Here is a 25,737-nt window from a genome sequence, read left to right as displayed (position 1 = left end):
CATCTTGGCGCACGTCCGCCGCACCGGTCCTACCCGATCACGACTTCCACGCCACGATCCGCCCGAATCCGGGTTCGAATGTGGTCCCGACCTCGTTGGGGCGCAACGATTCCATCTGTCAGCAGTTCAGCTCACAGCGAAAACCGAACAGGAATCAACAGCGCCCAATTCGTCCCATGGGGTGTCAGGAGCCGTCGATCTGGGCAATCATGTCCCCATGCGCTCCATTTGGAAGGGTTCCCTGGTCTTCGGGCTGGTCAATGTGCCGGTGGCCGTCTATTCGGCCACCGAGGACCACGACATCAAGTTCCACCAGGTGCACGAGAAGGACGGCGGACGGATCCGCTATCAGCGCACCTGCGAGATCGACGGCGAGGTAGTGCCGTTCGGTGATATCGCCAAGTCCTACGAGGCCGACGACGGACGGACCGCCATCATCACCGACGACGACCTCAAGAGCCTTCCGACCAGTTCAGAGCGCGAGATCGACCTGCTGTCCTTCGTACCGGCCGACCAGATCGATCCGGTGCTCTACGACGCGAGCTACCTCCTCGAGCCTGCGTCGAAGTCCGCCAAGGCCTACGTTCTCCTGAGGGAAACCCTGGCGGAGAACGACCGGGTGGCGATCGTCCATTTCGCACTCCGGCAGAAGGTGAGGCTGGCGGCGCTGCGCGTCCGCGGCGAAGTCCTGGTCATCCAGACCCTGCGCTGGCCGGACGAGATGCGCGAGGCGTCGTTCAAGTCCCTGGAGACGCCGGTTTCGCTGTCGCCCGCCGAGAAGCAGATGGCTGCGCTGCTGGTCGACTCCTACGCCGACGATTTCCACCCCGAGCAGCACGAGGACAGCTATCGGGCCGAACTCCAGCAGATGATCGACGCGAAACTGGAGGGGGAGCAGGCGTTCCCGGACGTCGTCGAGTCCGAGGGCGAGGACGCCGAGGTGCTCGACCTGCTGGCTGCGCTACAGCGGAGCGTGCAGCGCAGCAAGGGCGCCGAGAGCGTCAGGTCGACGGCCCGTTCCGCTGACGCGGACGGAGGGTCGGGCCCGGCCAAGAAACCGAGGGCCCACAAGCCTGCCGCTACCGACGATCCCGACGACAAGCCCAAATCCGCAGGCCGCTCTCGATCCGCGACAGCAAAGCCCGCGGCCACCAAGGCCCGGGCCGGCAAGGCGGTGCCGGCGAAGACCACGAAAGCAGAGCCCCGCTCCAAGACCGCCTGAGGCCCGCAGACGCGTCCGATCGGGACACCGCCGCCGGCAAGGACTTCCGGAGACCGGGCGTCCGGACATGAAAGCGGGCCCGGCTTCCTCGAACGAGGAAAACGGGCCCGATGTCATGGATGCGCCTGTGCCCCCGGCAGGATTCGAACCTGCGCTCCCGCCTCCGGAGGGCGGTGCTCTATCCCCTGAGCTACGGGGGCGCGAGATGGAACTCTACCGCATTGCATCCGCCCGGCCGCACGACGAACGACCGGGCCGCACGCACCGCTACGCAGTCAGCCGGTGGGTGCGGTGTAGGGCAACGGCTTCGCACCACGGGCGGTCAGCATGCCGGTCATCACGCCGACCTCGGAGGTCTGGGACTCCAGCATCTTGCTCGCGAAGTTCTGCACCACCGCTGACGCCGCGTGGTTGGCCGCGTACGTCATCATGGCCGCTCCACCCTCGTGGTGCCTGATCATCAGCTGCAGGAACAAGATGTCCGAAGCAGTGCCCCGCAGGCTGTACAGCTTGTCGACCTCCGCGGTGGTGGCCATGCCGGGCATCACCGCGCCGTCGGACAGACCCCCGGAGGATGCGGGTGTGGTCGTGCCGTTCATGCCGGCCATGTCCGCCATGCCGACCGAGCCCATCCAGGACATGTGCGCGCCGTCGGTGAGGCGCGGTACGCCCCAGAGGTCGAGCCAGCCCTGCATGGCGCCGATCTGGGAGGTCTGGGAGAACTCGATGTCGTACGCCATCAGCCTGACCTCCTTGTCGGTGGAGTTCAGCTCGGCGATGTGGGCCATCAGTACGCCCTGCGTGTGGTGCACGACCATGTCCCTGGCGAAGCCGGTGTCCACCGGATCCTGCCCGTCGGAGCTGATCGACACCGTCTGCGGACCCGAATGCGCCAGTGCAAGACCGACGGTCGCCCCGATCAACAACATCACCAGCGCCCCGATGCCGAGGATGGCCGCGGTGCCGCGGGCCCCCCATCTGGTCAGGATCGAGGAGTACGGGAGCGACCCCCGGTCCGGTGGGCTCGCCGCGGGTCGCACCGCGCCGGCGTCCTCCGGACCGTAGGTGGCGTCCTCTCGTCCAAGCTTCGTCATCCGACCTACTTGCTGGAACTCGTGACCGCTGAACTCACGGCCGGCGACGGCGGGGCCGGCACGGCTGCTGCGGAGGTCGCGGCGCCGGAGCCGCTGACCGCTGCGCCCGAGGACGGGGCGGAGCTGCCGCCGGCATTGACGATGCCCTCCGTGGTGACCGCGGTCAGGCCGGCACCGTTCATCTGGATCGCTCCGGCGCCCGGCGCGGTGGCCACGAAGGCCGGCGGGCTCGCGGCGAATCCGGGTTGGTCGCAGTTGCCGCCCGGCTCCGGTGCGATGTAGGTGTTCTGCTGCAACGCGGTGATGAACTGCTTGATCCGGACGTCGTCGGCGGAGGTGACCTTGAGCTGGTGGGCCCAGGCCTGCAGCGAGATGGGTGAATCGAGGTTCGGGTAGGGGCTCAGGAAGATGTAGGTCTTGCCCGTGACGAGGGCCTTCAGCTTGTCCAGGTCCCCCGACGCGATGGTGGTCGGGTTGTAGGTGATCCAGACGGCGCCGTGTTCCAGCGGATGCACCATGTTCTCGTTGCGGACGGCGACGGTGTACACGTCACCGTTGCAGTCGGCCCACTCGGCGTCGTGGGGTCCGCCGACGGGCGGGTATCGGTCGTAGGCGACCCGCTGGGTGGCATCGACGTGCAGTGCGGCCTTGTATTCGGTGAAGCTCAGCGTGCCGTTGGCGGCCACGGTGCTCTTGCCGGCGTAGATCCCCGTGATCTTGGTCGACGGATCCTTGTCGGTGGCCGACGGGATGAAGGGCGCGACCGCCGCGGCTGCGTTGTCGTTCGACTGCTTTTTGGAGTAGACGACGGTGAAGATCCCGCCGACCAGCAACAGCACCACGACGACCGCACCGATGGTGAGCCAGGGCAGTCCCTGTCTCCGGCTGACCACCGGGGCCACCGATCGGGACTTCTTGGCGTTCTTGCCGCTTGCCATCATCGGAGCTTCGACCTCGTTCATCTTCGTGCGCTGGACCGGGCTGGGCGGCGCCGGAGGAGACGGCTGGAGTCTACGGGGGTCACCGGTGACCTCGTTGTGAGCCTGCGGGAGCGGCGGCGTGGGCCATGGCACAGGCCGTGGCACAAACCGGGTGCGTCCTCTTCCTAGAATGACAGGGTGAACCACGTCCAACTGGCCGCCGCAGTTCGGGCTGCCCTGACCCGGGCGGTCGCCGCCGGTGACCTCGCCGTCATGGTGCCGGACACGATCACCCTCGACCGGCCGCGCTCGCGGGACCACGGCGACTACGCCACTCCGGTGGCTCTGGAGCTGGCCGGGACCGCCGGCCTGGCACCGCGCAGGATCGCCGCGGTCCTCGCCGGCCATCTGTCGCAGGAGAACGGGATCTGCGACGTGGATGTCGCGGGGCCGGGCTTCGTGAACATCCGGCTGGACATCGCCGCGGCCGGCGCCCCGGTCGGCGAGGTGATCGCGGCCGGTTCCGCCTATGGATCCTCGGAGGTGTTGCGGGGCCGGCAGATCAGCCTGGTGTTCGCCGCCGCAGATCCGATCGGACCCGTGTTCATCGGGGACGCCCGCCGGGCCGCCGTCGGCGATGCGCTGGGTCGGGTGCTCGCCACCCAGGGCGCCACCGTCGTCCGGCAGTACCTCCCGGCCGCGGAGGAGGTCGTGATCGGGCCGAAGGTGTTCCGGCTCGAGGACCTGATCGATTCGCTCGGGGTCGATGCGGCCCGCTACTGGCTGATCCGGTCCACCGTCGACATGGTCAACACCGTCGACACCACGCGCGACACCGTCGACACCACGCTCGAACCGGATCTGGACCTCTGGACGAAACAGATTCCGGACAACCCGGTGTTCCACGTCCGGTTCGCCCATGCGCAACTGGCGGCGCTCGCGCGCTCGGCCCGGGATCTCGGCATCGACCTCGGCACCGACTACGACCCGGCCCTGCTCAACACTCCGCAGGAGTCGGAACTCATCGCCCTGCTGGCGGCCTACCCGCAGGTCCTGACGAAAGCTGCCGATTCCCGCGCGCCGCATCGGATCGCCCGCTACCTCGAGGATCTCGCGTCCGGCTACGACAGGTTCCACGAGGCCACCCGGGTCCTGCCGATGGGTGACGAGGCCCCGGGCGCCGCCCATGTGGCTCGGCTGTGGCTCTGCGCCGCGGTCCGTCAGGTGCTGGCGAACGGCCTGGCGGTCCTCGGCGTCAGTGCACCGGAACGCCTGTGACCACGTCGACGGTGCCAAATCACAGCAGTAATCAACGCACAGCCAGGAATCAACGCACAGCCAGGATTCAACGCAGAGCCAGGATTCGACAGAGAGCCGGGATTTGACATGAGAGCACATCCGGCCGGCCCACGGCACGGCGAGATCCCGGCGGACCGCACGTCGGTGGTGCCCGCCGACCTGAACGACCTCGACCCGGCCGTGTGGCCCCGCGGTGCGCGACGCGACCACGGCGTGATGACACTGGCGGGCAACGACGTCCGCGATCTGGCCGCGCTCTACGGCACCCCCCTGCTGGCCATGGACGAGCAGGACTTCCGCAGTCGGTGCCACGACTTCGCCGACGCCTTCGGCTCGGCTGCCGACGTGCACTACGCGGCCAAGGCGTTCCTGTCTTCGCACATCGTGAAATGGCTGACGCAGGAGGGTCTTTCGCTCGATGTGTGCTCCGGTGGCGAGCTCCGGCTGGCGTTGCGCGCCGGATTCCCGCCCGAGCGGATCGCGCTGCACGGCTCGAACAAGTCGCAGCACGAACTGGAGATGGCGGTGGAGGCCGGGATCGGCGCCATCGTCATCGACTCGTTCGACGAGATCGGCCGGCTGGCCGGGATTTCCGAGCGGGTGAACCTCGAGGCGGGCACCGTCAACGGCTCCACCCGCCGCATCCCGGTGATGATCAGGGTGACGGTCGGGGTCGAGGCCCACACCCACGAGTTCATCGCCACCGCCCACGAGGACCAGAAGTTCGGCTTCTCGCTGGCGGGTGGCGATGCCGCCGAGGGCGTCCGGCGGATCGTGGCCTGCCACGGCCTGGAACTGATCGGCCTGCATTCGCACATCGGGTCGCAGATCTTCGACCCGTCGGGATTCGAGGTCTCGGCCCACCGTCTGGTGGTGCTGCTGAAATCGGTCATCGCGGACCACCCCCGGTTGGCGGCTTCCATCACCACCCTGGATCTGGGCGGCGGGTTGGGCATCGCCTACACCTCTGCGGATACCCCGCCGCCGGTGGATGCGATGGCCAAGTCGCTGACCGAGATCGTCGAGCGGGAGTGCCAGGTCGCCGGGCTCGCCGTCCCCCGCATCGCGGTGGAACCGGGCCGCGCCATCGTCGGCCCCGGAACGGTGACCGTGTACGAGGTCGGCACGATCAAGGACGTCAACCTCGACGGCGGCGTGGTCCGGCGGTACGTCTCGGTCGACGGAGGGATGAGTGACAACATCCGGACGGCTCTGTACGACGCCGACTACACCGTGGTGCTGGCCTCCAGATCGTCCACCGCACCGGCCGCCCGATGCCGCGTGGTCGGCAAGCACTGCGAGAGCGGCGACATCGTCGTCCGGGACTGCTATCTTCCTGCGGACCTCGCGGTGGGCGACCTGATCGCGGTGGCGGCAACCGGTGCCTACTGCTACGCGATGGCCAGCAACTACAACCGGCTTCCCCGGCCGCCTCTGGTCGCGGTGGCCGACGGAACCTCCCGTCAGCTGCTGCGCCGTGAGACCGACGACGATCTGCAGCTCCTGGAGACCTGGTGACCATGCCTGATGCACCGACCACCCCGCCGAAGCAACCGTCGGCGGTGCCGGCCGCCATCCTGCTGGGACTTGCCGCCGTCCTGATCGTGGTGGTCCTGATCAAACCCAGCATGCCCCAGTGGCTGAAGCTGACGATCGCCCTGCTGGCGGTGCTCGTGGTCATCGCCCTGCTGATCTACGCGGCCATCCTGTTCCGGGACAACGCCCGGCGGGGCCGGCGGTGAAGTCGGTACGGGTGGCCGTCCTTGGCGCGGGCGTCGTCGGGTCCCAGGTGGTCCGGCTGCTGCGCGAGCAGGGCGAGGAACTCTCCGCCCGCGTCGGTGCCCCCCTGGAGCTCGTCGTCGTCGCCGTTCGCCGGCTCCACCACCATCCGGACATCCCGAGCGAGCTCCTCACCGACGACGCCGCCGCCGTGGTAGCCCGCGAGGACGTCGATGTGGTCATCGAGGTCATCGGCGGGATCGATCCGACCAGGGAACTGCTGCTCACCGCGCTCCGACGGGGTGCCGCGGTGGTGACGGCCAACAAGGCGCTGCTGGCCGAGGAGGGCCCGGTGCTCTACGAGGCGGCGGACGCGGCCGGCGCCGACCTCTACTTCGAGGCGGCGGTGGCCGGGGCCATCCCGCTGATCCGACCGATCCGGGAATCGCTGGCCGGCGACCGGATCTCCCGGATCATGGGAATCGTCAACGGCACCACCAACTTCATCCTCTCGGCCATGACGTCCGAGGGATCGAGCTACGAAGCGGCACTCGAGGAGGCCACCCGGCTCGGCTACGCCGAAGCCGACCCGACGGCCGACGTCGACGGCTTCGACGCGGCGGCGAAGGCCGCCATCCTGGCCTCCATCGGCTTCCACAGCCGGGTCGGTGCCGCCGACGTGCACCGCGAGGGCATGGCCGACGTCACGGCGGCCGACATCCAGGCCGCCGCCGAGCTGAACTGCGTGATCAAGCTGCTGGCCATCTGCGAACGGGTCACCGGGAAGCACGGGGACGCGGTGTCGGCCAGGGTGCATCCGGTGATGCTGCCCAGGACGCATCCCCTGGCCGGCGTCGACGGGGCCTACAACGCGGTCTACGTGGAGGCCGAATCAGCCGGCCGGCTGATGTTCTACGGGCCCGGCGCGGGCGGTGCGCCGACCGCTTCGGCCGTGTTGGGCGACCTGGTCGCGGTGGCCCGCAACAAGATCAGCGGCGGGCGTGGCCCGCGGGAGTCGGCGTACGCGGCGCTGCCGGTGCAGCCGATGGGCCAGGTCTCCTGCCGGTACCACATCAGCCTCGACGTGGACGACAGGGCCGGCGTGCTGGCCGCCGTCGCCACCGCGTTCGCCGAGGCCGGCATCTCCATCTCGACGGTGCGACAGCAGGGCCGGGGAGCCGAGGCCACCCTGGTGGTCGTCACCCACTCGGCCCCTGATGCCGCCCTGTCGGCCACGGTCGGCAGGCTCTCGGAGCTGGATTCGGTCAACCGGGTGACCTCGGTCATGCGAGTCATAGGAGATGTGGCGTGAGCACCAGTTCCCCATCGACAGCGGCTGCGAAGGCCGCCGTGGGCTGGCCCGGCCTGATCGCCGCCTACGCCGACCGGGTCGCGATCCCGCCCGGTGCCAGGCCGGTCACCCTGCTCGAGGGCGGCACCCCATTGCTTGCGGCACCGGCACTCTCGGCCCTGGTCGAAGCCGACGTGTGGCTCAAGATCGAGGGCGCCAATCCCACCGGATCGTTCAAGGACCGCGGTATGACGGTCGCCGTCACCCACGCGCTGGCGTCCGGGGCCAGAGCCGTCATCTGTGCCTCCACCGGGAACACCTCCGCATCGGCGGCGGCCTACGCCGCCAGGGCCGGCCTGTCCTGCGCGGTGTTGATCCCCGAGGGCAAGATCTCCACCGGGAAGCTGGCCCAGGCCGTCATGTACGGGGCGCAGATCCTGCAGGTGCAGGGCAACTTCGACGACTGCCTGGAGCTGGCCCGCAAAACGGCTGCCGCGCACGAGGAGATCGCCCTCGTCAACTCGGTCAACCCGGTCCGGATCGAGGGCCAAAAGACGGCGGCCTTCGAGGTCTGCGACGTGTTGGGCCGGGCGCCGGATCTGCACTTCCTGCCGGTCGGCAATGCCGGGAACATCACCGCGTACTGGAAGGGCTACACCGAGTACCTCGCGGACGGCATCATCACCGCCGTGCCGCGGATGTTCGGTTTCCAGGCCTCCGGCGCCGCGCCCCTGGTGCTCGGGCACCCGATCTCCGATCCGGAGACGATCGCCACCGCGATCAGGATCGGTGCGCCGGCGTCCTGGAACGGTGCCATCAACGCCAGGGACGCGTCGGGTGGGCTGATCGACATGGTCACCGACGATCAGATCCTGCACGCCTACCGCCTGTTGGCCACCACCGAGGGCGTGTTCGTGGAGCCCGCCTCGGCCGCGTCCATCGCCGGACTGCTCGCGACCGCGCGGGACGGCCGACTGCCCAGGGGCTCGCTGGTGGTCTGCACGGTGACCGGTCACGGGCTCAAGGACCCGCAGACCGCTCTGATGGCGATGGAGACCCCCACGGTGATCCCGGTGGCCGCCGAAGCCGTTGCGCAGGCGCTGGATCTCACGTGAGCGTGACCGTCAGGGTGCCGGCCACCTCGGCGAATCTCGGACCTGGCTACGACTGCTTCGGACTGGCGCTGCAGCGCTACGACGAAGCCTCGGCCGCGCTGCACCCGGGCGGCCTCCGGGTCGAGGTCGAGGGGGCCGGGGCCGGTGAGGTACCCACCGACGCCACTCATCTCGTGGTGCAGGCCATGGCTAAGGCATGGGCTGCAGTCGATCTGGAGCTTCCGTCGATTCATCTGCGCTGCCGCAACTGCATTCCGCACGGTGGGGGCCAGGGTTCGTCGGCGGCGGCGATCGTGACGGGTCTCCTGCTGGGTCGCGCACTGCTCGCCGACCCCGCGCGACTTTCCGACGATGCAGTGCTGCAGTTGGCGAACGAGATGGAGGGTCATCCCGACAACGTCGCCCCGGCACTGCTGGGCGGCTTCACCCTGGCGTGGACAAGGGCCGACTCGTCGGCGGCCGCCGTTCGGCTGCAGGTGCACCCGGACATCAGGGCGGTCATCTTCTCGGCCTCGAAGGCTTCGTCGACGCATCACTCCAGAACGCTGCTGCCGCAGACGGTTCCGCATGCCGCTGCGGCGGCGAACTCGGCCGCAGCCGCGCTGATGGTGCACGCCATGACCGTGGATCCCGGTTACCTGCTGGAGGCCAGCCAGGACCGCCTGCACCAGCCGTACCGGGCGTCCTCGATGCCGGAGTCGGCCGCGTTGATGGACGACCTGCGCGGCGCCGGGATCGCTGCGGTCATCTCCGGTGCCGGGCCGTCGGTGCTGGCGCTGGTGACGTCGGACATGGACCTGCAGCGGTGGCAGCGCAGGGGTTTCGCCGGCCGGCAGGTGCCGATCTGCGACACCGGGGCGACGATCACCGAGTCGTGACGGCTCCGTGGCCCAGTCGCCGGAACGCTGCGGTGAGGGCCCCGAGTTCGGCGGCGCCCAGAGACGCGAACCCCTCGGGCGGCTGACCCAGGATCGACTCGGCGGTGGATGCGTATTCCGCGCCGGCTGCGGTCAGACCGACCAGCTTGCGTCGACGGTCGTCGGGATCCGCGCTGCGCACTACCAGCTGTCGCTGCACCAGGTCGTCCACGATGACGCTGGTGTACGGCGGATCCGTATCGAGCGCCGCGGCCAGTTCGCCCATCGACAGACGCCCGCCGGCCAGCCGTCCCAGGGCCTTGACCCTGGTGAAACTCAGGCCCAACCGGGCGTGCACCTCGGCGCGCCGCAGCGCGAGATGCTCCATCACCACGTCGCGAACTGTCTGCCAGGCGGCGATCTGGGCGTTCCGGTCACTCATCGGGCGGCAGGTTCGGGGACCGACAGTTCTTCCGCCTTCATCAATTCGGCGGCGCGGCCGGCCGTCGACCGTGCCCAACTTCCGGTGGTCAGCAGACCCAGCAGCAGGACGGAGAGGCCGCAACCGGCCACGATCCACCAGGCGGTGGCAGCGCTCTCGAGGATCCCGGCGGCCTGGCCGGCCGGGTGGCCCTTGCTGCCGGCGCTGATCGTGCCGGCGGCGAGCACCGATCCGATGACGGCCACACCCAGCGTCGCCCCGATCTGACGGCTGGTCGAGGCGATCGCGGCAGCCACACCCGCCTGGCTGATCGGCATCCCGGACACGGCCGTGTTGGTGATCGGCGCGTTCACCAGCCCGAATCCGATCGCGAACAGGACGTAGCACCCGATCAGATACCCCAGCGGCGTCGAACTCGTCATCACCGTCAGCCCGGTACCGGCGACGGCCATCGCGACGCCCGCCCCCATCAGTGCGAACCGGACCCGGCCCGCTGCGACCAGGCGTCCGGACAGCGGCGCGAAGACCATGGTCATGACGGCCATCGGGAGCACGGTCAGCCCGGCCTGCAACGCCGAGAAGCCCCGCACATCCTGGAGATACAGGCTGTTGAGGAACAGGAACCCGGCGTAGCCGCCGAAGGCACTGATGGCGATGACGGTGGCACCGGAGAACGGTGCGCTGGAGAAGAAGCGCAGGTCGATCAGCGGATCGGCGCGGCGGGGTTCGTACGCGACCAGGACCAGCAGCGCGGCGAGCGAGAGCGCCAGGATCGACCACACCTCGACCGAGTGCCAGTGCAGCCGGCTGGATTCGACGATCGCATAGGTGAGCGAGGCGAGCACGACGATCACCAGCACCTGTCCGACGGGGTCGACTCGTCTGGCCCTGGCCGCCTTGGACTCGGGCACGAAGAGCTTGGCCAGCACGATGGCCGCGATCCCGATGGGCACGTTGATCCAGAAGATCCAGCGCCACCCGATCGTCTCGATGAGCACCCCGCCGATCACCGGACCCAGCCCCATGCTGATACCGACCACGCCGCCCCAGATCCCGATGGCCTTGGCCCTCTCGCGCCGCTCGGTGAACACGTTGGTGATGATGGACATCGCGACGGGATTGAGCATCGAGCCGCCGAGCGCCTGGACGATCCGGGCGATGATCAGGAGTTGGAGGTTGGGCGCGACGCTGCAGAGCGCCGAGCCGACGGTGAACGAGGCGAGGCCGATCTGGAAGGTCCGGCGGCGGCCGATGCGGTCCGCGGTGGATCCGGACAGGATCAGGAAGCTGGCCAGGGTGAGCGTGTACGCGTCGATCACCCACTGGAGGCCGGAGACGTCGGCCCCGAGATCCCGGCGGATCGACGGCAGTGCGACGTTCACGATCGTGCCGTCCATGCCGACGATCAGCAGGCTCATGCAACAGATCGCCAGGATGAGGGTCTTTCGCCTGGTGGTGAGTTTGGGCATGGACGAGGTCGCTCCGTTTGCTCTTTAGCTTGTGGTGCTACAACTGTTAGCACCGGCAAGCTTACGGAGCCGACCGGCCGGGTCCGGGGGCCTTTCGATGCAATCGGCCATGCCGAGGTGGACCGTGGTTCGACACGACACGGGGCGGGATGTTGCCGCTGGAGCAAATGTGCGGCTACGCTGGTGACGATCACCGGTCGTGAACTGTGCCGCCGGAATCTCGGGGATTCGTTTCACGAACTCCACTGCCTCGCCCTCCTGGTGCTCCGCACCGAGCTGTCGATACAGATCAGGGCCGTCGATGCAGATCTCCCGAAGGTTCCACCTCTGGCGACTTTCCCCGAGTCAGCAGTACCGAGTACGCAGTCGTCCGTCCTGTTCTCCCACCGACGAGGGCAGCGACTGCGGGAACCCGGGCCATGGCGCAAGAACCGACTCCTCTGTGATCAATTTCTCCACACCCGCCGGGTGTGGAGCTGCAGCCGCCGCTCGTGCGCCGGCTCCTCGAACCCGACCGGCAATCTTCCGCGTCGGACAGGAAGGATCTTCGTGACCGAAACCACGGAGCAGCCCGTCTCCTCCACCACCGCGTCGCGCGTGCGCCGCGGTGAAGGACTCTCGGGCATGGTGCTTGCCGATCTGAAGGCCATGGCCACGCAGCTCGGCATCAAGGGCACCTCGGGACTGCGCAAGGGCGACCTCGTGTCCGCCATCGCCTCCCACCAGAATTCAGCCGCACCCAAGACCCGGAGCACGCAGACCAGGGGGGACTCCAACGGCGCCGAGCCGAAGGCCGCGACCCCCAACGGTGCGGAATCCCCGGCAGCATCAGCGCCGCCCGCCAATGGCTCGTCGGCCGCCAATGCCTCGTCGGCCGGCAACGGCAACGGGTCGGGCGCGACCCTGTCGCTCGATCTCAACCTGCCACCGCGGACGACCCGTCGGCGTGCAGCGGGGCGCGCCGAAGGCGCGCCCACCACGCAGGCGCCCGCCTCCGCGGTCGATGCGGCACCTGTCGCCCAGGCCCAGGCCCCGATGACCGAGCGCCCGACGGCCGAGCGCCCGCCGGCTGCCGCCGCGCACCCGTCCGAAGACCATGCGTCGAACGATCACGGACCGGCCGGTACGCCGGACGAAGGGCCGTCCAACGGCGGTGGTGGCGATCGTCAGGATCGTCAGCCCTACGACGGCGACGACGGCCCCCGCAACAGCCGCCGGAACCGGCGGAACCGCCGCGACCGCGACGGTCGGGGCGAGAGCAACACCAACGACGGGCAGACCGCGGCCGCGGACGCTCCGCGGGAGGCTCAGGCCAGCCCGCCCGCGCAGGGTCAGAACGGGCAGAACCGTGAGAGCCAGGGCAACCAGAACCGCGACGGGCAGAACCCCCGCAGCAACGGCAAGGACACCCGTCAGGACGGCAACCGCCAGGGCCAGGACCGCAACGGCGGCCAGGATCGCAACGGCGGCCAGGATCGCAACGGCGGCCAGGATCGCAACGGCGGCCAGGATCGCAACGGCGGCCAGGATCGTAACGGTGGTCAGGATCGCAACGGCGGCCTGGACGGCGACGAGGACGGCCGGCGTGGTCGTCGATTCCGCGATCGCAACCGGCGCACCCGCGACCGCTTCGCCGACGCGCCGACCGACACCGAGGTGCGGGACGACGACGTGCTGGTGCCCGTCGCCGGCATCGTCGACGTACTGGACTCCTACGCCTTCATCCGCACCTCCGGCTACCTGTCCGGCCCGAACGACGTCTACGTCTCGCTGTCGCAAATCCGCAAGAACGGGCTACGCCGTGGCGACGCCGTCACCGGCGCCGTCCGTGCGCCCCGCGAGGGCGAGAGTGCCGCTGCCAGGCAGAAGTTCAACGCGCTCGTCCGGCTCGACTCGGTCAACGGCCAGGACCCGGAACTCGCGAAGGACCGACCGGAGTTCACCAAGCTGACTCCGCTCTATCCGAACGACCGGCTACGTCTGGAGACCGAGTCGCACATCCTGACCACCCGCATCATCGATCTGGTGATGCCAGTGGGCAAGGGGCAGCGTGCGCTGATCGTGTCGCCCCCGAAGGCCGGCAAGACCTCGATCCTGCAGGCCATCGCAAACGCGATCACCACCAACAACCCCGAGGTCCACCTCATGGTCGTGCTGGTCGACGAGCGTCCGGAAGAAGTCACCGACATGCAGCGCTCGGTGAAGGGTGAGGTCATCGCCTCCACCTTCGACCGGCCCCCGGCCGACCACACGATGGTCGCCGAGCTGTCCATCGAGCGGGCCAAGCGGCTCGTCGAGATGGGCCGCGACGTAGTCGTGCTCCTGGATTCGATCACCCGCCTCGGCCGGGCCTACAACCTGGCCGCCCCGGCGTCCGGCCGGATCCTGTCCGGTGGTGTCGATTCCACCGCGCTGTTCCCGCCGAAGCGTTTCCTCGGAGCGGCCCGGAACATCGAGAACGGTGGATCGCTCACCATCTTCGCCTCGGCGCTGGTCGAGACCGGCTCAGCAGGGGACACGGTGATCTTCGAGGAGTTCAAGGGCACCGGCAACGCCGAGCTCAAGCTCGACCGCCGGATCGCCGACAAGAGGATCTTCCCGGCCATCGACGTCGATCAGAGCTCGACCCGCAAGGAAGACCTGCTGCTCTCGCCGGATGAACTGGCGATCACGGTCAAGCTCCGCCGGGTGCTGTCGGCACTGGATTCCCAGCAGGCGCTGGAACTGCTGCTCGACCGGCTGCGCAAGACCAAGAGCAACGTGGAGTTCCTGATGCAGGTGGCCAAGACCACCAGCGGCGTTTAGCACTTCCCGGCACACCGACGCAGCGGCCGCCCCCGGGATTACTCCCGGGGGCGGCCGCTTCTTCGTCACGTTCACGAGCCGGCTGCGATCATCGCGACGCCGGCCAGGGCTGCCACCACACCGGCGTTCTGCACCCCGGACAATCGCTCCTCGTCTAGCACGCGGGCCAGCAGCACCGTGCCGGCCGGGTAGAGGGAGCCGAGCACCGCGACGATGGCGAGTGCCCCGCCGTGGCTGGCGATGCCGAACAGCAGGTTGGCCCCGACATCGAACACGCCGCAGACCAGGATGATCCCGACGAGGCGGGGCGTGCGCAGGATCTGCCGTACCGCAGGGCGGAGGCCGCTACGGAAGGAGATCGCTGCCACGACCACCAACAGGGGCACCGAGGTGCTGCGCATCACGACCATCGTCATCACCGTCGACGACGCGGACCCACGCGAGATCGCTGCGAGGACCAGCCCGAAGCCCGCGGCCGATCCGATGGCCATCAGGACCGATCGACGATGCCGCACGCCGTGTGCCCCGCCCCGGCCGGGACCGGCGGTGGCGACGACACCGGCCACCGCCACCGCGATCCCGGCCACGGACAGCATGGACGGCAGTGCCCCGGTGAGCAGTCCGATGCCGACCGGTACCACGACTCCGAGAGCGGCGATGGGGGAGACGACCCCCATCGCCCCGATCGCCAGCGCCCGGTAGAACAGGAGCAGGGCGGCTGCACCGGCCAGGCCCGCGGCGATCCCCCAGGGCAGATACCCCGTCGGCGCCGAGAAGCCGCCGCTCGCCCACGCCGTCAGGATGACGAACGTCCAGCCTGCGGCCTGCGAGATCAGCACCACCAGCAGTGCCGGTGCACGCCGTGAGGCGCTACCGCCGAAGTAGTCCGCGGCTCCCCACATCAGCCCGGACAGCAGGGCCAGCAGGATCGTCACGGCCGCAGGTTAGCAGCGGCGCGCGCGGTACGTTCGGCAGATGATGGCTACTCCGCTGGACCTGTTGGCCCGGTCGCCGTACGTGCTCCTGACCACATTTCGCCGGGACGGCACTCCGGTTCCGACACCGGTCTGGGTAGTGCGCGTCGGCGACGAACTGCTGGTGTGGACCAACCCGACGGCCGGCAAGGTCAAACGAATCCGCCGGAACTCCCGGGTCGAGATCGGGCCGTGTGGACGCGGGGGCCGGCCCCTGGGTCGTTCGGTCCCCGGCACGGCAAGGATTCTCGGTTCGGACGAGCTCGGCGCGGTGGTACCGGCACTGATCAGAAAATATGGTCTGGTCGCCAGGATGACGACGCTGCCGACCAAGTTGAACGCTGTACTGGGACGACCGCAGCGACCGGTGGGCGGGGTCGCGATCACCTTGGACCGGGGGACGGCACCCGGTCCGGCGACGGCGTGAGCCGGTCTTCGTTTAGGCAACGGTCGGTGCCTTCTGGCAGACTGAGAGGTTGAGTCCGGCTCCGGTTCACGTCCTGCGCACCAGCGCGGGCGACCCGGCGGCTGATCCGTGACTCCAGGAGAGGAATCACCCCATGAAGACCGGCATCCATCCCGAGTACGTGGCCACCGAGGTGGTCTGCAGCTGCGGGAACACGTTCGAGACCCACAGCACCAAGACCAGCGGGAAGATCACCGTCGAGGTCTGCTCGAACTGCCACCCGTTCTACACCGGCAAGCAGAAGATCCTGGACACCGGTGGCCGGGTCGCACGCTTCGAGGCTCGTTACGGCAAGCGCAGCCGCTAGTTCCGCCACGGCGCCCGTCGGTCCTGTGACCGGCGGGCGCCGTTTCGCGTCTCCGGAGGGTTTCGGTCATGCCGCCTCGCTTCTCCGGCTCGGATGCGGCGCAACTGAAACCCGCCTCTGCTCCACGGCAGAGCTCCACGAACAGAGCTCCACGAACGGCACAGAGCTCCACGAACAGAAGGGAGCGCCGATGGCCGCCTCCGCTGCTCCGGGCTCGACCCCTGGGCACTCCGCGGTGCCCAGGTCCACCGGGGGACCGGCCTCGGGGCTGGTCGCCGAGTACCTCGAACTGCAGACCCGGCTCAGCGACCCGGCAGTGCACGCCGATCAGGCCACCGCGCGCCGGTTGGGACGTAGATACGCCGAACTCACGCCCATCGTCAACACCGCGAACGCCCTCGAGGAAGCCCGCGGCAATCTGACCACCGCCGTCGAGTTCGCCGCCGAGGATTCGTCGTTCGCCGAAGAGGTGGTGACGCTCACCGGGCAGGTGTCGGACCTGGAGTCCAAGCTCGCCGAACTGCTCACCCCGCGGGATCCGGACGACGCCAAGGACGCCATCGTCGAGATCAAGGCGGGCGAGGGCGGCGAGGAATCGGCGCTGTTCGCCGGCGACCTGCTCCGGATGTACCTGCGGTACGCCGAGCGTCACGGTTGGAAGACCGAGATGATCTCGGCGTCCGAGTCCGATCTCGGCGGCTACAAGGACGTCACGATGGCCGTGAAGGCACCCGGTTCGCCGGCCCCCGAGGACGGGGTCTGGGCCCGGCTGAAGTTCGAGGGGGGTGTGCACCGCGTCCAACGGGTGCCGGTGACCGAGTCCCAGGGTCGCATCCACACCTCGGCGGCCGGCGTGTTCGTGGCACCCGAAGCCGAGGAGGCAGTCGACGTCACCATCGATCCCAACGACCTGCGCATCGACGTCTTCCGGTCGTCGGGTCCGGGCGGCCAGAGCGTCAACACCACCGACTCCGCCGTACGCATCACCCACCTGCCGACCGGGATCGTGGTGTCCTGCCAGAACGAGAAGTCACAGCTGCAGAACAAGGAGTCCGCAATGCGGATCCTGCGGGCCCGCATGCTGGCCGCGGCCCGCGACGCCGCCGCCTCTGTGGTCGCCGACGCCCGACGGTCGCAGGTGCGCACCGTCGACCGTTCGGAGCGGGTCCGGACGTACAACTACCCGGAGAACCGCATCGCCGACCACCGGGTCGGCTACAAGGCCTACAACCTTGATGCGGTGCTCGACGGCGACCTGGACGCGGTGCTGGACAGCCTCGACCAGGCCGACCGCGCCGAGCGGCTGGCAGGAAGTGGCCCCCGTGGCACGTGAATCCCTACGGGTGCATATCATCTCGGCGGCGCAGCAGCTGGCTGAAGCCGGCGTGCCCAGCCCACAGTTCGACGCCGAGGAACTGGCCGCCCACCTCCTCGGGATCTCGCGGACCAAGCTGGGGCTGCAGCCGCTTGTCGAGCCGGACTGGGTGGTCGGCTATCACGCACTGATCGGTCGGCGGGCGTCCCGCGTTCCCCTGCAGCACCTGACCGGGGAGGCCTACCTCGGCCGCACCACGGTGCAGGTCGGTCCCGGGGTCTTCATCCCCAGGCCGGAGACCGAGGTTCTGCTCGAGTGGGCGCTGGCGGCCATCAGGGACATCGAGGCACCGGTGGTCGTCGACCTCTGCTCGGGGAGCGGCGCCATCGCGCTGGCCATCGCCCAGGCCCGGCCGGACGCCCGGGTCCACGCCGTGGAACGAGCGGCTGGCGCTCTGGCCTGGGCCCGGCGCAATGCCGAACTCCACATCGACGCCGGTGGCACGCCGATCGACCTGCGGGGTGGGGACTTCACCGACCAGCGCCTGATCACCGATCTCGACGGCACGGCGGACCTGGTGACGGCCAATCCGCCCTACGTGCCCAGCGGCACGAGGGTCGACCCCGAGGTCGCCGACCACGACCCCGCAGAGGCGGTGTTCGCCGGCGTCGACGGGCTGGATGCCATCCGGCCTCTGGTGTCGGTGTGCGCCGGGCTGCTGAAACTCGGCGGTTTCCTGGCCATCGAGCACGACGACAGCCATGGGGATTCGGTGCCGGCGCTGCTGTCCGCCCGGCGCGTGCTGGCCGATGTGGAGGACCATCTGGACCTCACCGGACGCCCGCGCTTCGTGACCGCCCGGCGCGTCACCCTGCCGCCGCGCTGATCAGACCTTCGGCGACCACGAGGTTTCCCCTCGACGTCGGACCGGTGTGCAGGTTCGGTCCGGGCAAGCTGGAAGGATGCAGCCGTGACGACTTTTCAATGCAGTGATCCGGTGGCGCGCCGAGCCGGACTCGAGGCCGCCGCCGCCGCGGCCGCCGCCGGCGAACTCGTGGTGATGCCGACGGACACGGTCTACGGCATCGGGGCCGATGCGTTCAACGCCGCGGCCGTGCGAGCCCTGCTCGCGGCCAAGGGTCGGGGTCCGGACATGCCCGTCCCCGTGCTGGTCGGGTCGTGGAAGACGATCGAAGGTCTGGTGCTGGCGGTACCACCGGTGGCCACGAAGCTGGTCGAGGCGTTCTGGCCGGGCGGTCTCTCGCTCGTCGTCGAGCACGCACCGTCGCTGTCCTGGGACCTGGGCGATGCGAAGGGGACCGTGATGGTGCGGATGCCGTTGCACCCGGTGGCGCTCGACCTGCTCCGCTCGGTCGGACCGATGGCGGTCTCCAGTGCCAACCGCAGCGGGCATCCGCCGGCGGTGACGGCCGACGAGGCAACGCAGCAACTCGGTGAACTGGTCAGCGTCTACCTCGACGGGGGCCCGGCGCCGATCGGCGTGGCGTCGACCGTCGTCGACGTGACCGGTCCGATCCCGGTCGTGCTGCGTCAGGGGGCGGTCTCGCTCGATGCGCTGCGGGAAGTGGCCGGTCAGGTTCTGGGTGTCGGTGAGTGATCGGTCCGCTGCGCGGACCGGACCCGCACGGGCCCGGTCCGAGGCGGTCGGACCGGGCCGTAGCGGCTTCTCCCGGCGTGGGAGCGCCGCCGATCCGGAGATGTTCCGGCCACCGAACGTGCGACCCGGCATGGGTTCTCGGTTTCCGCTCCAGAATGGCAGGCACTCCTGGGACGCCCGGCCACCCCGGTTGGTTCCGCGGCTGCGCGGAATGATCGTCTGAAAGTCCGGGCCGCCGCGCTCCGGGCCGTCCGTGCAGCCGTCCGTGCTGGTGGAAGCCCCGATGCCGGCGGATCCGATCCGACGCTCCGGGCAGAGGTGGCCGGAGGTGCGTCCCTGCGGATCTAGGCTGTTTCGGTGGCCGACATCGTGATCCCGGGGCGCGAGTACGCGATCGTCTTCGCGATCGCCGCTCTGGTGACCTATGTGGCCACCGGGGGAGTGCGACTGCTGGCCACCAGGATCGGGGCCTTCACACCGATCCGGGACCGGGACGTGCACCAGATCCCGAAGCCGAGAATGGGCGGGGTCGCGGTCTACCTGGGGGTCGCGTCGGCCATCCTGGTGGCGCGCCGGATCCCGGCCCTGAGCAAGGCTTTCGATTCGTCTTCGGCGCTGCAGGGTGTCCTGGTGGCGGGCGCCGTCATCGTGCTGGTCGGAGTGCTGGACGACCGGTTCGACCTGGATGCCGTCACCAAGCTCTTCGGGCAGATCCTCGCGGCCGGCGTCCTCGTGCTCTATGGCGTGACCTGGCTGGTGGTCTGGGTGCCCTCGGCCGACGGCGGTTCCTCGGTCACCTTCGATCAGACCCAGGGCGCCTTGATCACGGTGCTGATCACGGTGGTGCTGGCCAACGCGATGAACTTCATCGACGGCCTCGACGGGCTGCTGGCGGGCGTGGCCACCATCTCCGGGATAGCGGTCTTCATCTTCTCGGTGCACCAGTTCATGGTCTCCGGCAACGACACCGTGAGCTCGGAACCACCGCTGATCGCGGCTGCTCTGGTCGGCGCGTGCCTTGGCTTCCTGCCGCACAACTTCTATCCGGCCCGGATCTTCATGGGCGACTCCGGGTCGATGTTCATCGGGCTGACGATGGCAGCAGCGACGATCACGGCCAGCGGGCAGCTGAGTTCGGACAGCGCCAACTTCGGTGCGCGGAGCACGGTCGCCCTGCTGGCGCCGGTGATCGTCGTGCTGGCCGTGGTGTTCATCCCGCTGCTCGATTTCCTGCTGGCGGTGATCCGGCGCACCAAGGAGGGCCGTCATCCCTTCAGCGCGGACAAGCGCCACCTGCACCATCGAATGCTGGCGATCGGTCACACGCACCGTCAGGCGGTGCTGATTTTCTACCTCTGGGCGTTCGTGCTCTCCGCCGGTTCGGTGTCGTTGGTGTTCGCGCGCTGGCAGGTGGTCATCACCCCGATCGTGCTGGCGCTGGCGGTGGCCATGGTGATCTCGATGTGGCCGTGGGTGCGGGCACGGCGTCTCGGCCGTCGGCGGGCGGAAGAGGCCCAGTGGGCGGTCGCGCGCCGGGAACGCGGCGTCACGCCGCGCGAGCGCGGGAACGACGCCGGTCGCGGTGGGGGAGAATCGGCGGCGTGAACAGGAGCAAGCCCGCCGGCCACGACCTCGCGGCGAACGTGCTGGCCGCCGAGCGCGCGGCCAACCGCAGCCGGACCGGCGGCGTGTGGTCGCTGGGGCACCTGCGGATCTGCTGGATCGCACTGCTCGCCGCCGGTCTGGTGATGACCCTGGTCGCCTCGCTGGTCAGCGGGAGCAAGGCGGCCGCAGGTGCCGCCCTCGGGACCCTGATCGTCGGTCTCTTCTTCAGCTTCTCCGCCCTGGTGATCGCCAGGGTCGGTCGACACAACCCCCAGCTCGTCATGTTGGCGGCCCTCGGCGCCTACGCGTTCAAGATCGTCGTTCTGGGCGTGGTCCTGGTGGCGATGCCGAGAGACGGCGTTTTCGACACCAGATGGATGGCGGGCGCGATCGGTCTCGGCTTGTTCACCTGGCTCGGCGCCCACATGAGATACGTGTGGACCACGAAGGTTTTCTACGTCGACCCCCACTGAGGGCACCCAGTCAGGTGACGACGCGAACTTCGACACGTTGTAGAAAGGGAGCCTCCCGGGTGCAGGGTTACCTGTGGGTTACTGATACTGTCCGGGAGCCATGAAGAAGCGGGCCAATGCCGACTCCACCTCTACCGGGGCTGACGAGGGTTGGGCCGTTCTGACCACCTTGATCGGCGGATTCGTCCTGTGGGGTGGCATCGGATTTGCCCTTGACCGGTGGTGGGGAACCTCGTTCCTCACGCCGACGGGACTCATCGTCGGCATGGCACTCGGGATCTACGCAGTGGTGGCCAGGCAGGGCGGCTTCAAGCGCAGCCAGCCAACCTCCGCGAAGCCCACCCAATACAACCCGGGTCTCTACCGATCCGGCAGACGTCACCCCGACCCCCAGCCCGGGCCGCCTCCGGCCAGCACCCGAAGGGAGACCGAGTGTCCCTGAGTCATTTCATGGCCGCCAGCAGCGGGGGCGGGTTCGTCGCACCCACCGTCGGTGAATCCTTCTTCTTCGACCCGATCGGCGACGGCAAGATCATCTCGTCCGTCAAGGCCATGGTTCTCCTGGTACTCGGCACGGCACTGATCATCGGGTTCTTCGCCGCCTCGGCGCGCAAGGCCGCCGTGGTACCCGGGAAACTCCAGTTCGTCGGCGAGAGCATCTACGGATTCATCCGCAATGGTGTCGCCATCGAGATCATCGGCAAGGGTGGCAAGAAGTGGGCCGGGTTCCTGTCCACCCTCTTCGTCTTCGTCCTGGTGATGAACCTGTGGGAGCTCGTGCCCATCGCACAGCTCCCGGTCACCTCGCACTTCGCGGTGCCGGCCTTCCTGGCCATCATGGTGTGGATCATCTACAACATCGTCGGCATCAAGAAGAACGGGTTGTTCGGCTACCTGAAACTCATGTGCTTCATCGCAGGCGTGCCGTGGTACATGCACATCCTGCTGATCCCGATCGAGTTCCTCTCGAACATCATCCTGCGCCCGTTCACGATGGCAGTGCGGCTCTTCGCCAACATGTTCGCCGGCCACATGCTGGTGGGCGTGGCCGCCGCCGGCACCGTGTTCTTGTTCGAGTCGGGCGGATTCAACTACGCGACGTCGATCCTGCCGTTCGTGGCCAGTATGTTCCTGGTGTTCTTCGAACTGCTGATCTGCGCCCTGCAGGCGTACGTCTTCGTCCTCCTCGCAGCGATCTACCTGGAGAGTTCCCTCGCCGACTCGCACTGATCGTTCAATTGTTCGCCCGCACCACCTGTCCCCGCGCCGGCGGGGCAGCACCCGCAGAAGATCCACCGAAAGGGAGAACCACTCCAATGTCTATTGCTCTCCTCGCTGCTGATTCGACGAACACGATCGTCATCAACAACCTTGGCACCATCGGCTACGGCCTCGCAGCGATCGGACCCGGCATCGGTGTCGGCATCGTCTGGGCGGCCTACATCAACTCGACGGCGCGCCAGCCCGAGTCCGCCGGCCTGACCCGGACCTATGCCTTCCTGGGCTTCGCGGTCTCCGAAGCCCTGGCGCTGTTGGGCTTCGTCGTTCCCTTCATCCTCAGCGCAAAGCCCTGATCCCTCCGTGTCGTGCCTGAATCCGCAAATACTGCCGGGAGGTAAGTGCTGATGTATCCCGTCGCAACGCTGGCCGCTGACCCGGTGATCAGTCCGATCGGGGTCCCCGTCGGTGAACTGATCATCGCCGTCGTCGGGTTTGGCCTGTTGTTCTTCGTCCTGCGCAAATTGGCCTGGCCGATGTTCGAGAAGGCTTACTCAGCAAGAACTGCCGCCATCGAGGGCGGGATAGCGCAGGCTGCAGAGGCGCAGACCGAGGCCGCTGCGGCGCTGGCCGAGTACCAGCGGCAGCTGGCCGGAGCGCGCGAGGAGGCCGGCAAGATCCGCGAGGACGCGAGGGCTCAGGCCCAGTCCATCCGCGACGACATGCTGGCTGCGGCGCACGCGGAGACCGAGCGGATCGCGGCGGCCGGCCGGGCCCAGCTCGACGCGCAGAGGGCGCAGATCGTCGCCGAACTCCGTGGCGATCTCGGCCGGGTGTCGGTCGAACTGGCCAGCAAGGTGGTGGGTGAGTCCCTCGAGGACGAAGCCCGCCAGCGTCGCACCGTCGAGCGGTTCCTGGCCGAGCTGGAGAACTGATGGAGCACATCGCGAGCACGCAGGCCCTGGCCGCGGCCAGCGGCACGTTGCTGCTGCAGGCCGCGACGCTGGACGACACCGGTCTGGGAGTTCTCGGTTCGGATCTCGCGGGCGTCGGGAGTCTGCTGAGCCAGAACCCCGTCCTGCGCCGGACCCTGTCCGAGGCGACCACCGACGTCGACCACCGGGCCGGCGTGATGAGGTCGCTGCTGGCCGGCAAGGTGGGCGGGCCCGCTGCCGCGATCGTCGATTTCACGGTGCGGCAGTCCTGGGCGACCGGTCGCGATCTCGCCGACGGCCTCGTCCGCTTGGGCCGCACCGCGATGTTCCTGCGCGCAGAGCGCTCCGGCGAACTGGACGAGGTCGAGGATCAGTTGTTCCGGTTCGGCCGGATCATCGACGGTGCGCCGGGACTGTCCGTCATCCTGGACGACCCGACCACGCCCGGTCCGGCCAGGGCGTCTCTCGTCGCGCGCCTGCTGGACGGCCGGGCTCACCGGTTGACCTCCGAGCTGCTCGCTCAGCTGGCCACCGACCCGGGGTCGCGCTCGTTCACCCACGGGGTCGGCGAGATCGTCAGGCAGGCCGCCGAGCGCAAGGACAAGGTGGTGGCCACCGTGCACTCGGCCACCACGCTGACGATCGAGCAGACCTCCCGGCTGACGGCCGCGCTGGCCAAGATGTACGGCCGGCCCGTCTCGGTGCACGTGCTGGTGGAACCGGCCCTGCAGGGCGGGATCCTGGTCCGGGTCGGTGACGAGGTCATCGACGGAAGCGTGGCCGGCCGGCTGGACGCACTACGCCGCCGGTTGGCAAGCTGACACCTGGACCACCCGGGCGTGCGGGGCTCCGCAGGGACCCGGCCACCCACAGTAGGAACGCACAGATATCCACCGCTCTGCACCGAACGCACTGACGACAAAGAACGGGAACGCGATGACCGAGTTGACGATCTCCGCAGACGAGATCCGCTCTGCGATCGAAGGCTATGTCTCCGAGTACGCACCCGAGGTGACCCGAGAAGAGATCGGCATCATCTCGAGCACCGGGGACGGGATCGCCACGATCGAGGGCCTGCCCTCCGCGATGGCGAACGAGCTGCTGAGTTTTCCCGGCGGTGTGCTCGGCGTCGCCCTCAACCTCGACGTCCGGACGATCGGCGCCGTCATCCTGGGCGACGCCAACACGTTGCAGGAGGGTCAGCAGGTCACCCGTACCGGCGAAGTGCTCTCCGTACCGGTGGGGGACGCGTTCCTCGGCCGGGTGATCAATCCGCTCGGGCAGCCGATCGACGGTCTCGGAGAGATCAAGGCCGAGAAGAACCGCGCCCTCGAGTTGCAGGCTGCTTCGGTCGTCGAGCGCCAGGGTGTCAGCGAACCCATGCAGACCGGCATCAAGGCCATCGACGCGATGACTCCGATCGGCCGCGGCCAGCGCCAGCTGATCATCGGTGACCGCAAGACCGGCAAGACCGCGGTCTGCGTCGACACCATCCTGAACCAGAAGGCCAACTGGGAGACCGGGGACCCGAAGCAGCAGGTGCGCTGCATCTACGTCGCCATCGGCCAGAAGGGGACCACGATCGCCGGTGTCCGGCAGTCCCTCGAGGACGCCGGCGCGCTGGCCTACACCACCATCGTGGCCGCCCCTGCGTCCGACTCCGCCGGCTTCAAGTGGCTCGCCCCGTACACCGGCTCGGCCATCGGACAGCACTGGATGTACCAGGGGAAGCACGTCCTGATCATCTTCGACGACCTGTCCAAGCAGGCCGAGGCCTACCGTGCCATTTCGCTGCTGCTCCGTCGCCCGCCCGGGCGCGAGGCGTACCCGGGTGACGTCTTCTACCTGCACTCCCGTCTGCTCGAGCGTTGCGCCAAGCTCTCCGACGAGCTGGGTGCCGGATCGATGACCGGTCTCCCGATCATCGAGACGAAGGCCGGTGACGTCTCGGCCTACATCCCCACCAACGTCATCTCGATCACCGACGGCCAGTGCTTCCTGGAGGGTGACCTGTTCAACTCGGGCGTCCGCCCGGCCGTCAACGTCGGCGTGTCGGTGTCCCGGGTCGGCGGCGCTGCCCAGGTCAAGGCCATGCGGAAGGTGTCCGGCACGCTGCGTCTCGACCTGTCGGCCTACCGCGAGCTGGAGGCCTTCGCGGCCTTCGGATCCGATCTGGATGCCGTCTCCAAGCGGGCGCTGTCCCGAGGTTCACGGCTGGTGGAACTGCTGAAGCAGGCTCAGTTCGCGCCGTTCGCGGTCGAGGAGCAGGTCGTCTCGCTCTGGACCGGCACCCGCGGTCATCTCGACCGGGTGCCCGTGCAGGACATCCGCCGCTTCGAGGCCGAGTTCCTCCAGTATCTGCGTCATGCGCCGGGTGGTCCGCTCGAGGTCATCAGGACATCGAAGGACCTGACGCCGGACACCGAGAAGGCGTTGGTGGCTGCCTTCGGTGATTTCGCCGACGGCTTCACCACCTCGGACGGCACCATCCTCGGGCGGGAGCAGAAGTTCGAGGCGATGGATCCGGCCAAGGTCGGCCAGGAGAAGGTGCAGGTCCGCAAGCCTGCTCCGACCAAGTGACCCCGACGCGAGC

The 25,737-nt window shown here is 68.7% G+C and carries 26 protein-coding genes and 1 tRNA gene; 21 read left to right on the top strand and 6 right to left on the bottom strand.

Annotation, left to right across the window (positions count from 1 at the left end; all coding sequences use genetic code 11):
* The first annotated feature begins 217 nt into the window (after positions 1–217).
* Positions 218–1,222: a Ku protein gene (locus H7F38_RS18455; RefSeq protein WP_187091190.1), complete on the top strand. Its 1,005-nt coding sequence runs from the start codon at positions 218–220 to the stop codon at positions 1,220–1,222.
* 128 nt (positions 1,223–1,350) lie between these two features.
* Here H7F38_RS18455 and H7F38_RS18450 read toward each other — a convergent pair.
* The 3 genes from H7F38_RS18450 to H7F38_RS18440 form a co-directional block, all read right to left on the bottom strand.
* A tRNA-Arg gene (locus tag H7F38_RS18450) sits at positions 1,351–1,422 on the bottom strand.
* Positions 1,423–1,497: 75 nt separating this feature from the next.
* Entirely contained in the window at positions 1,498–2,316 is an 819-nt protein-coding gene (locus H7F38_RS18445) for a DUF305 domain-containing protein (RefSeq protein WP_187091189.1), read from the bottom strand.
* Between the two features lie 5 nt (positions 2,317–2,321).
* A complete protein-coding gene (locus H7F38_RS18440) occupies positions 2,322–3,278 on the bottom strand; it encodes a DUF3105 domain-containing protein (protein ID WP_255498063.1) in 957 nt (318 codons plus the stop codon).
* 156 nt (positions 3,279–3,434) lie between these two features.
* Here H7F38_RS18440 and H7F38_RS18435 point away from each other — a divergent pair, with 156 nt between their 5' ends.
* The 6 genes from H7F38_RS18435 (at position 3,435) to thrB (ending at position 9,538) form a co-directional block, all read left to right on the top strand.
* On the top strand, positions 3,435–4,514 hold the full coding sequence (locus H7F38_RS18435) for a DALR anticodon-binding domain-containing protein (protein WP_187091188.1): 1,080 nt from the start codon (positions 3,435–3,437) through the stop codon (positions 4,512–4,514).
* 108 nt (positions 4,515–4,622) lie between these two features.
* A complete protein-coding gene (gene lysA / locus H7F38_RS18430; protein WP_187091187.1) occupies positions 4,623–6,053 on the top strand; it encodes a diaminopimelate decarboxylase in 1,431 nt (476 codons plus the stop codon).
* Entirely contained in the window at positions 6,050–6,277 is a 228-nt protein-coding gene (locus tag H7F38_RS18425) for a hypothetical protein (RefSeq protein ID WP_187091186.1), read from the top strand. The genes lysA and H7F38_RS18425 overlap by 4 nt, the downstream gene beginning before the upstream one ends.
* Positions 6,274–7,566 (top strand): homoserine dehydrogenase, encoded by a 1,293-nt coding sequence (locus H7F38_RS18420; protein WP_187091185.1) that lies wholly within the window; start codon positions 6,274–6,276, stop codon positions 7,564–7,566. Before H7F38_RS18425 ends, H7F38_RS18420 begins: the two co-directional genes overlap by 4 nt.
* Positions 7,563–8,660, top strand: a complete 1,098-nt coding sequence (gene thrC / locus H7F38_RS18415) for a threonine synthase (RefSeq protein ID WP_222618162.1) — start codon at positions 7,563–7,565, stop codon at positions 8,658–8,660. The genes H7F38_RS18420 and thrC overlap by 4 nt, the downstream gene beginning before the upstream one ends.
* Entirely contained in the window at positions 8,657–9,538 is an 882-nt protein-coding gene (gene thrB / locus H7F38_RS18410) for a homoserine kinase (RefSeq protein ID WP_187091184.1), read from the top strand. Before thrC ends, thrB begins: the two co-directional genes overlap by 4 nt.
* Here the strand turns inward: thrB and H7F38_RS18405 are convergent.
* Complete coding sequence (locus H7F38_RS18405) at positions 9,525–9,959, bottom strand: MarR family winged helix-turn-helix transcriptional regulator (protein WP_187091183.1); 435 nt, start codon at positions 9,957–9,959, stop codon at positions 9,525–9,527. The genes thrB and H7F38_RS18405 overlap by 14 nt on opposite strands.
* Positions 9,956–11,428: an MFS transporter gene (locus tag H7F38_RS18400; RefSeq protein ID WP_187091182.1), complete on the bottom strand. Its 1,473-nt coding sequence runs from the start codon at positions 11,426–11,428 to the stop codon at positions 9,956–9,958. Before H7F38_RS18400 ends, H7F38_RS18405 begins: the two co-directional genes overlap by 4 nt.
* Before the next feature lie 549 nt (positions 11,429–11,977).
* On the opposite strand from H7F38_RS18400, the gene rho reads away from it, so the two are divergent.
* The gene (gene rho, locus H7F38_RS18395; protein ID WP_255498062.1) at positions 11,978–14,233 is read left to right on the top strand and encodes a transcription termination factor Rho; all 2,256 of its coding nucleotides are present in this window, start codon (positions 11,978–11,980) and stop codon (positions 14,231–14,233) included.
* Positions 14,234–14,304: 71 nt separating this feature from the next.
* On the opposite strand, the gene H7F38_RS18390 is transcribed toward rho, so the two are convergent.
* Positions 14,305–15,168, bottom strand: a complete 864-nt coding sequence (locus tag H7F38_RS18390) for an EamA family transporter (protein WP_187091181.1) — start codon at positions 15,166–15,168, stop codon at positions 14,305–14,307.
* A gap of 40 nt (positions 15,169–15,208) precedes the next feature.
* On the opposite strand from H7F38_RS18390, the gene H7F38_RS18385 reads away from it, so the two are divergent.
* The 13 genes from H7F38_RS18385 (at position 15,209) to atpA (ending at position 25,724) form a co-directional block, all read left to right on the top strand.
* Positions 15,209–15,634 carry a PPOX class F420-dependent oxidoreductase gene (locus tag H7F38_RS18385; protein WP_222618161.1) on the top strand — a complete coding sequence of 142 codons (426 nt, stop codon included), beginning with the start codon at positions 15,209–15,211 and terminating at the stop codon, positions 15,632–15,634.
* A gap of 133 nt (positions 15,635–15,767) precedes the next feature.
* A complete protein-coding gene (rpmE, locus tag H7F38_RS18380) occupies positions 15,768–15,980 on the top strand; it encodes a 50S ribosomal protein L31 (RefSeq protein WP_187091180.1) in 213 nt (70 codons plus the stop codon).
* 190 nt (positions 15,981–16,170) lie between these two features.
* Positions 16,171–17,313: a peptide chain release factor 1 gene (gene prfA, locus H7F38_RS18375; protein WP_187091179.1), complete on the top strand. Its 1,143-nt coding sequence runs from the start codon at positions 16,171–16,173 to the stop codon at positions 17,311–17,313.
* Positions 17,303–18,181, top strand: a complete 879-nt coding sequence (prmC, locus tag H7F38_RS18370; RefSeq protein ID WP_187091178.1) for a peptide chain release factor N(5)-glutamine methyltransferase — start codon at positions 17,303–17,305, stop codon at positions 18,179–18,181. Before prfA ends, prmC begins: the two co-directional genes overlap by 11 nt.
* Positions 18,182–18,265: 84 nt before the next feature.
* Complete coding sequence (locus tag H7F38_RS18365; protein ID WP_187091177.1) at positions 18,266–18,913, top strand: L-threonylcarbamoyladenylate synthase; 648 nt, start codon at positions 18,266–18,268, stop codon at positions 18,911–18,913.
* Between the two features lie 357 nt (positions 18,914–19,270).
* Complete coding sequence (locus tag H7F38_RS18360; RefSeq protein ID WP_187091176.1) at positions 19,271–20,518, top strand: MraY family glycosyltransferase; 1,248 nt, start codon at positions 19,271–19,273, stop codon at positions 20,516–20,518.
* The gene (locus tag H7F38_RS18355) at positions 20,515–20,991 is read left to right on the top strand and encodes a hypothetical protein (RefSeq protein ID WP_187091175.1); all 477 of its coding nucleotides are present in this window, start codon (positions 20,515–20,517) and stop codon (positions 20,989–20,991) included. Before H7F38_RS18360 ends, H7F38_RS18355 begins: the two co-directional genes overlap by 4 nt.
* 100 nt (positions 20,992–21,091) lie before the next feature.
* Entirely contained in the window at positions 21,092–21,433 is a 342-nt protein-coding gene (locus H7F38_RS18350) for a hypothetical protein (RefSeq protein WP_187091174.1), read from the top strand.
* Entirely contained in the window at positions 21,424–22,221 is a 798-nt protein-coding gene (gene atpB / locus H7F38_RS18345; protein ID WP_222618160.1) for a F0F1 ATP synthase subunit A, read from the top strand. The genes H7F38_RS18350 and atpB overlap by 10 nt, the downstream gene beginning before the upstream one ends.
* A gap of 86 nt (positions 22,222–22,307) precedes the next feature.
* On the top strand, positions 22,308–22,565 hold the full coding sequence (atpE, locus tag H7F38_RS18340) for an ATP synthase F0 subunit C (protein WP_187091173.1): 258 nt from the start codon (positions 22,308–22,310) through the stop codon (positions 22,563–22,565).
* 51 nt (positions 22,566–22,616) lie between these two features.
* Positions 22,617–23,144, top strand: a complete 528-nt coding sequence (locus H7F38_RS18335) for a F0F1 ATP synthase subunit B (RefSeq protein ID WP_187091172.1) — start codon at positions 22,617–22,619, stop codon at positions 23,142–23,144.
* Complete coding sequence (locus tag H7F38_RS18330; RefSeq protein ID WP_187091171.1) at positions 23,144–23,965, top strand: F0F1 ATP synthase subunit delta; 822 nt, start codon at positions 23,144–23,146, stop codon at positions 23,963–23,965. Before H7F38_RS18335 ends, H7F38_RS18330 begins: the two co-directional genes overlap by 1 nt.
* A gap of 115 nt (positions 23,966–24,080) precedes the next feature.
* Positions 24,081–25,724: a F0F1 ATP synthase subunit alpha gene (gene atpA, locus H7F38_RS18325; protein ID WP_187091170.1), complete on the top strand. Its 1,644-nt coding sequence runs from the start codon at positions 24,081–24,083 to the stop codon at positions 25,722–25,724.
* The last annotated feature ends 13 nt before the right edge of the window (positions 25,725–25,737 follow it).

It is taken from the genome of Nakamurella sp. PAMC28650 (assembly GCF_014303395.1).
Taxonomy (GTDB): domain Bacteria; phylum Actinomycetota; class Actinomycetes; order Mycobacteriales; family Nakamurellaceae; genus Nakamurella.
Note: the sequence above shows the minus strand (reverse complement) of the source record. Positions and strands in the feature narration are given on the sequence as shown.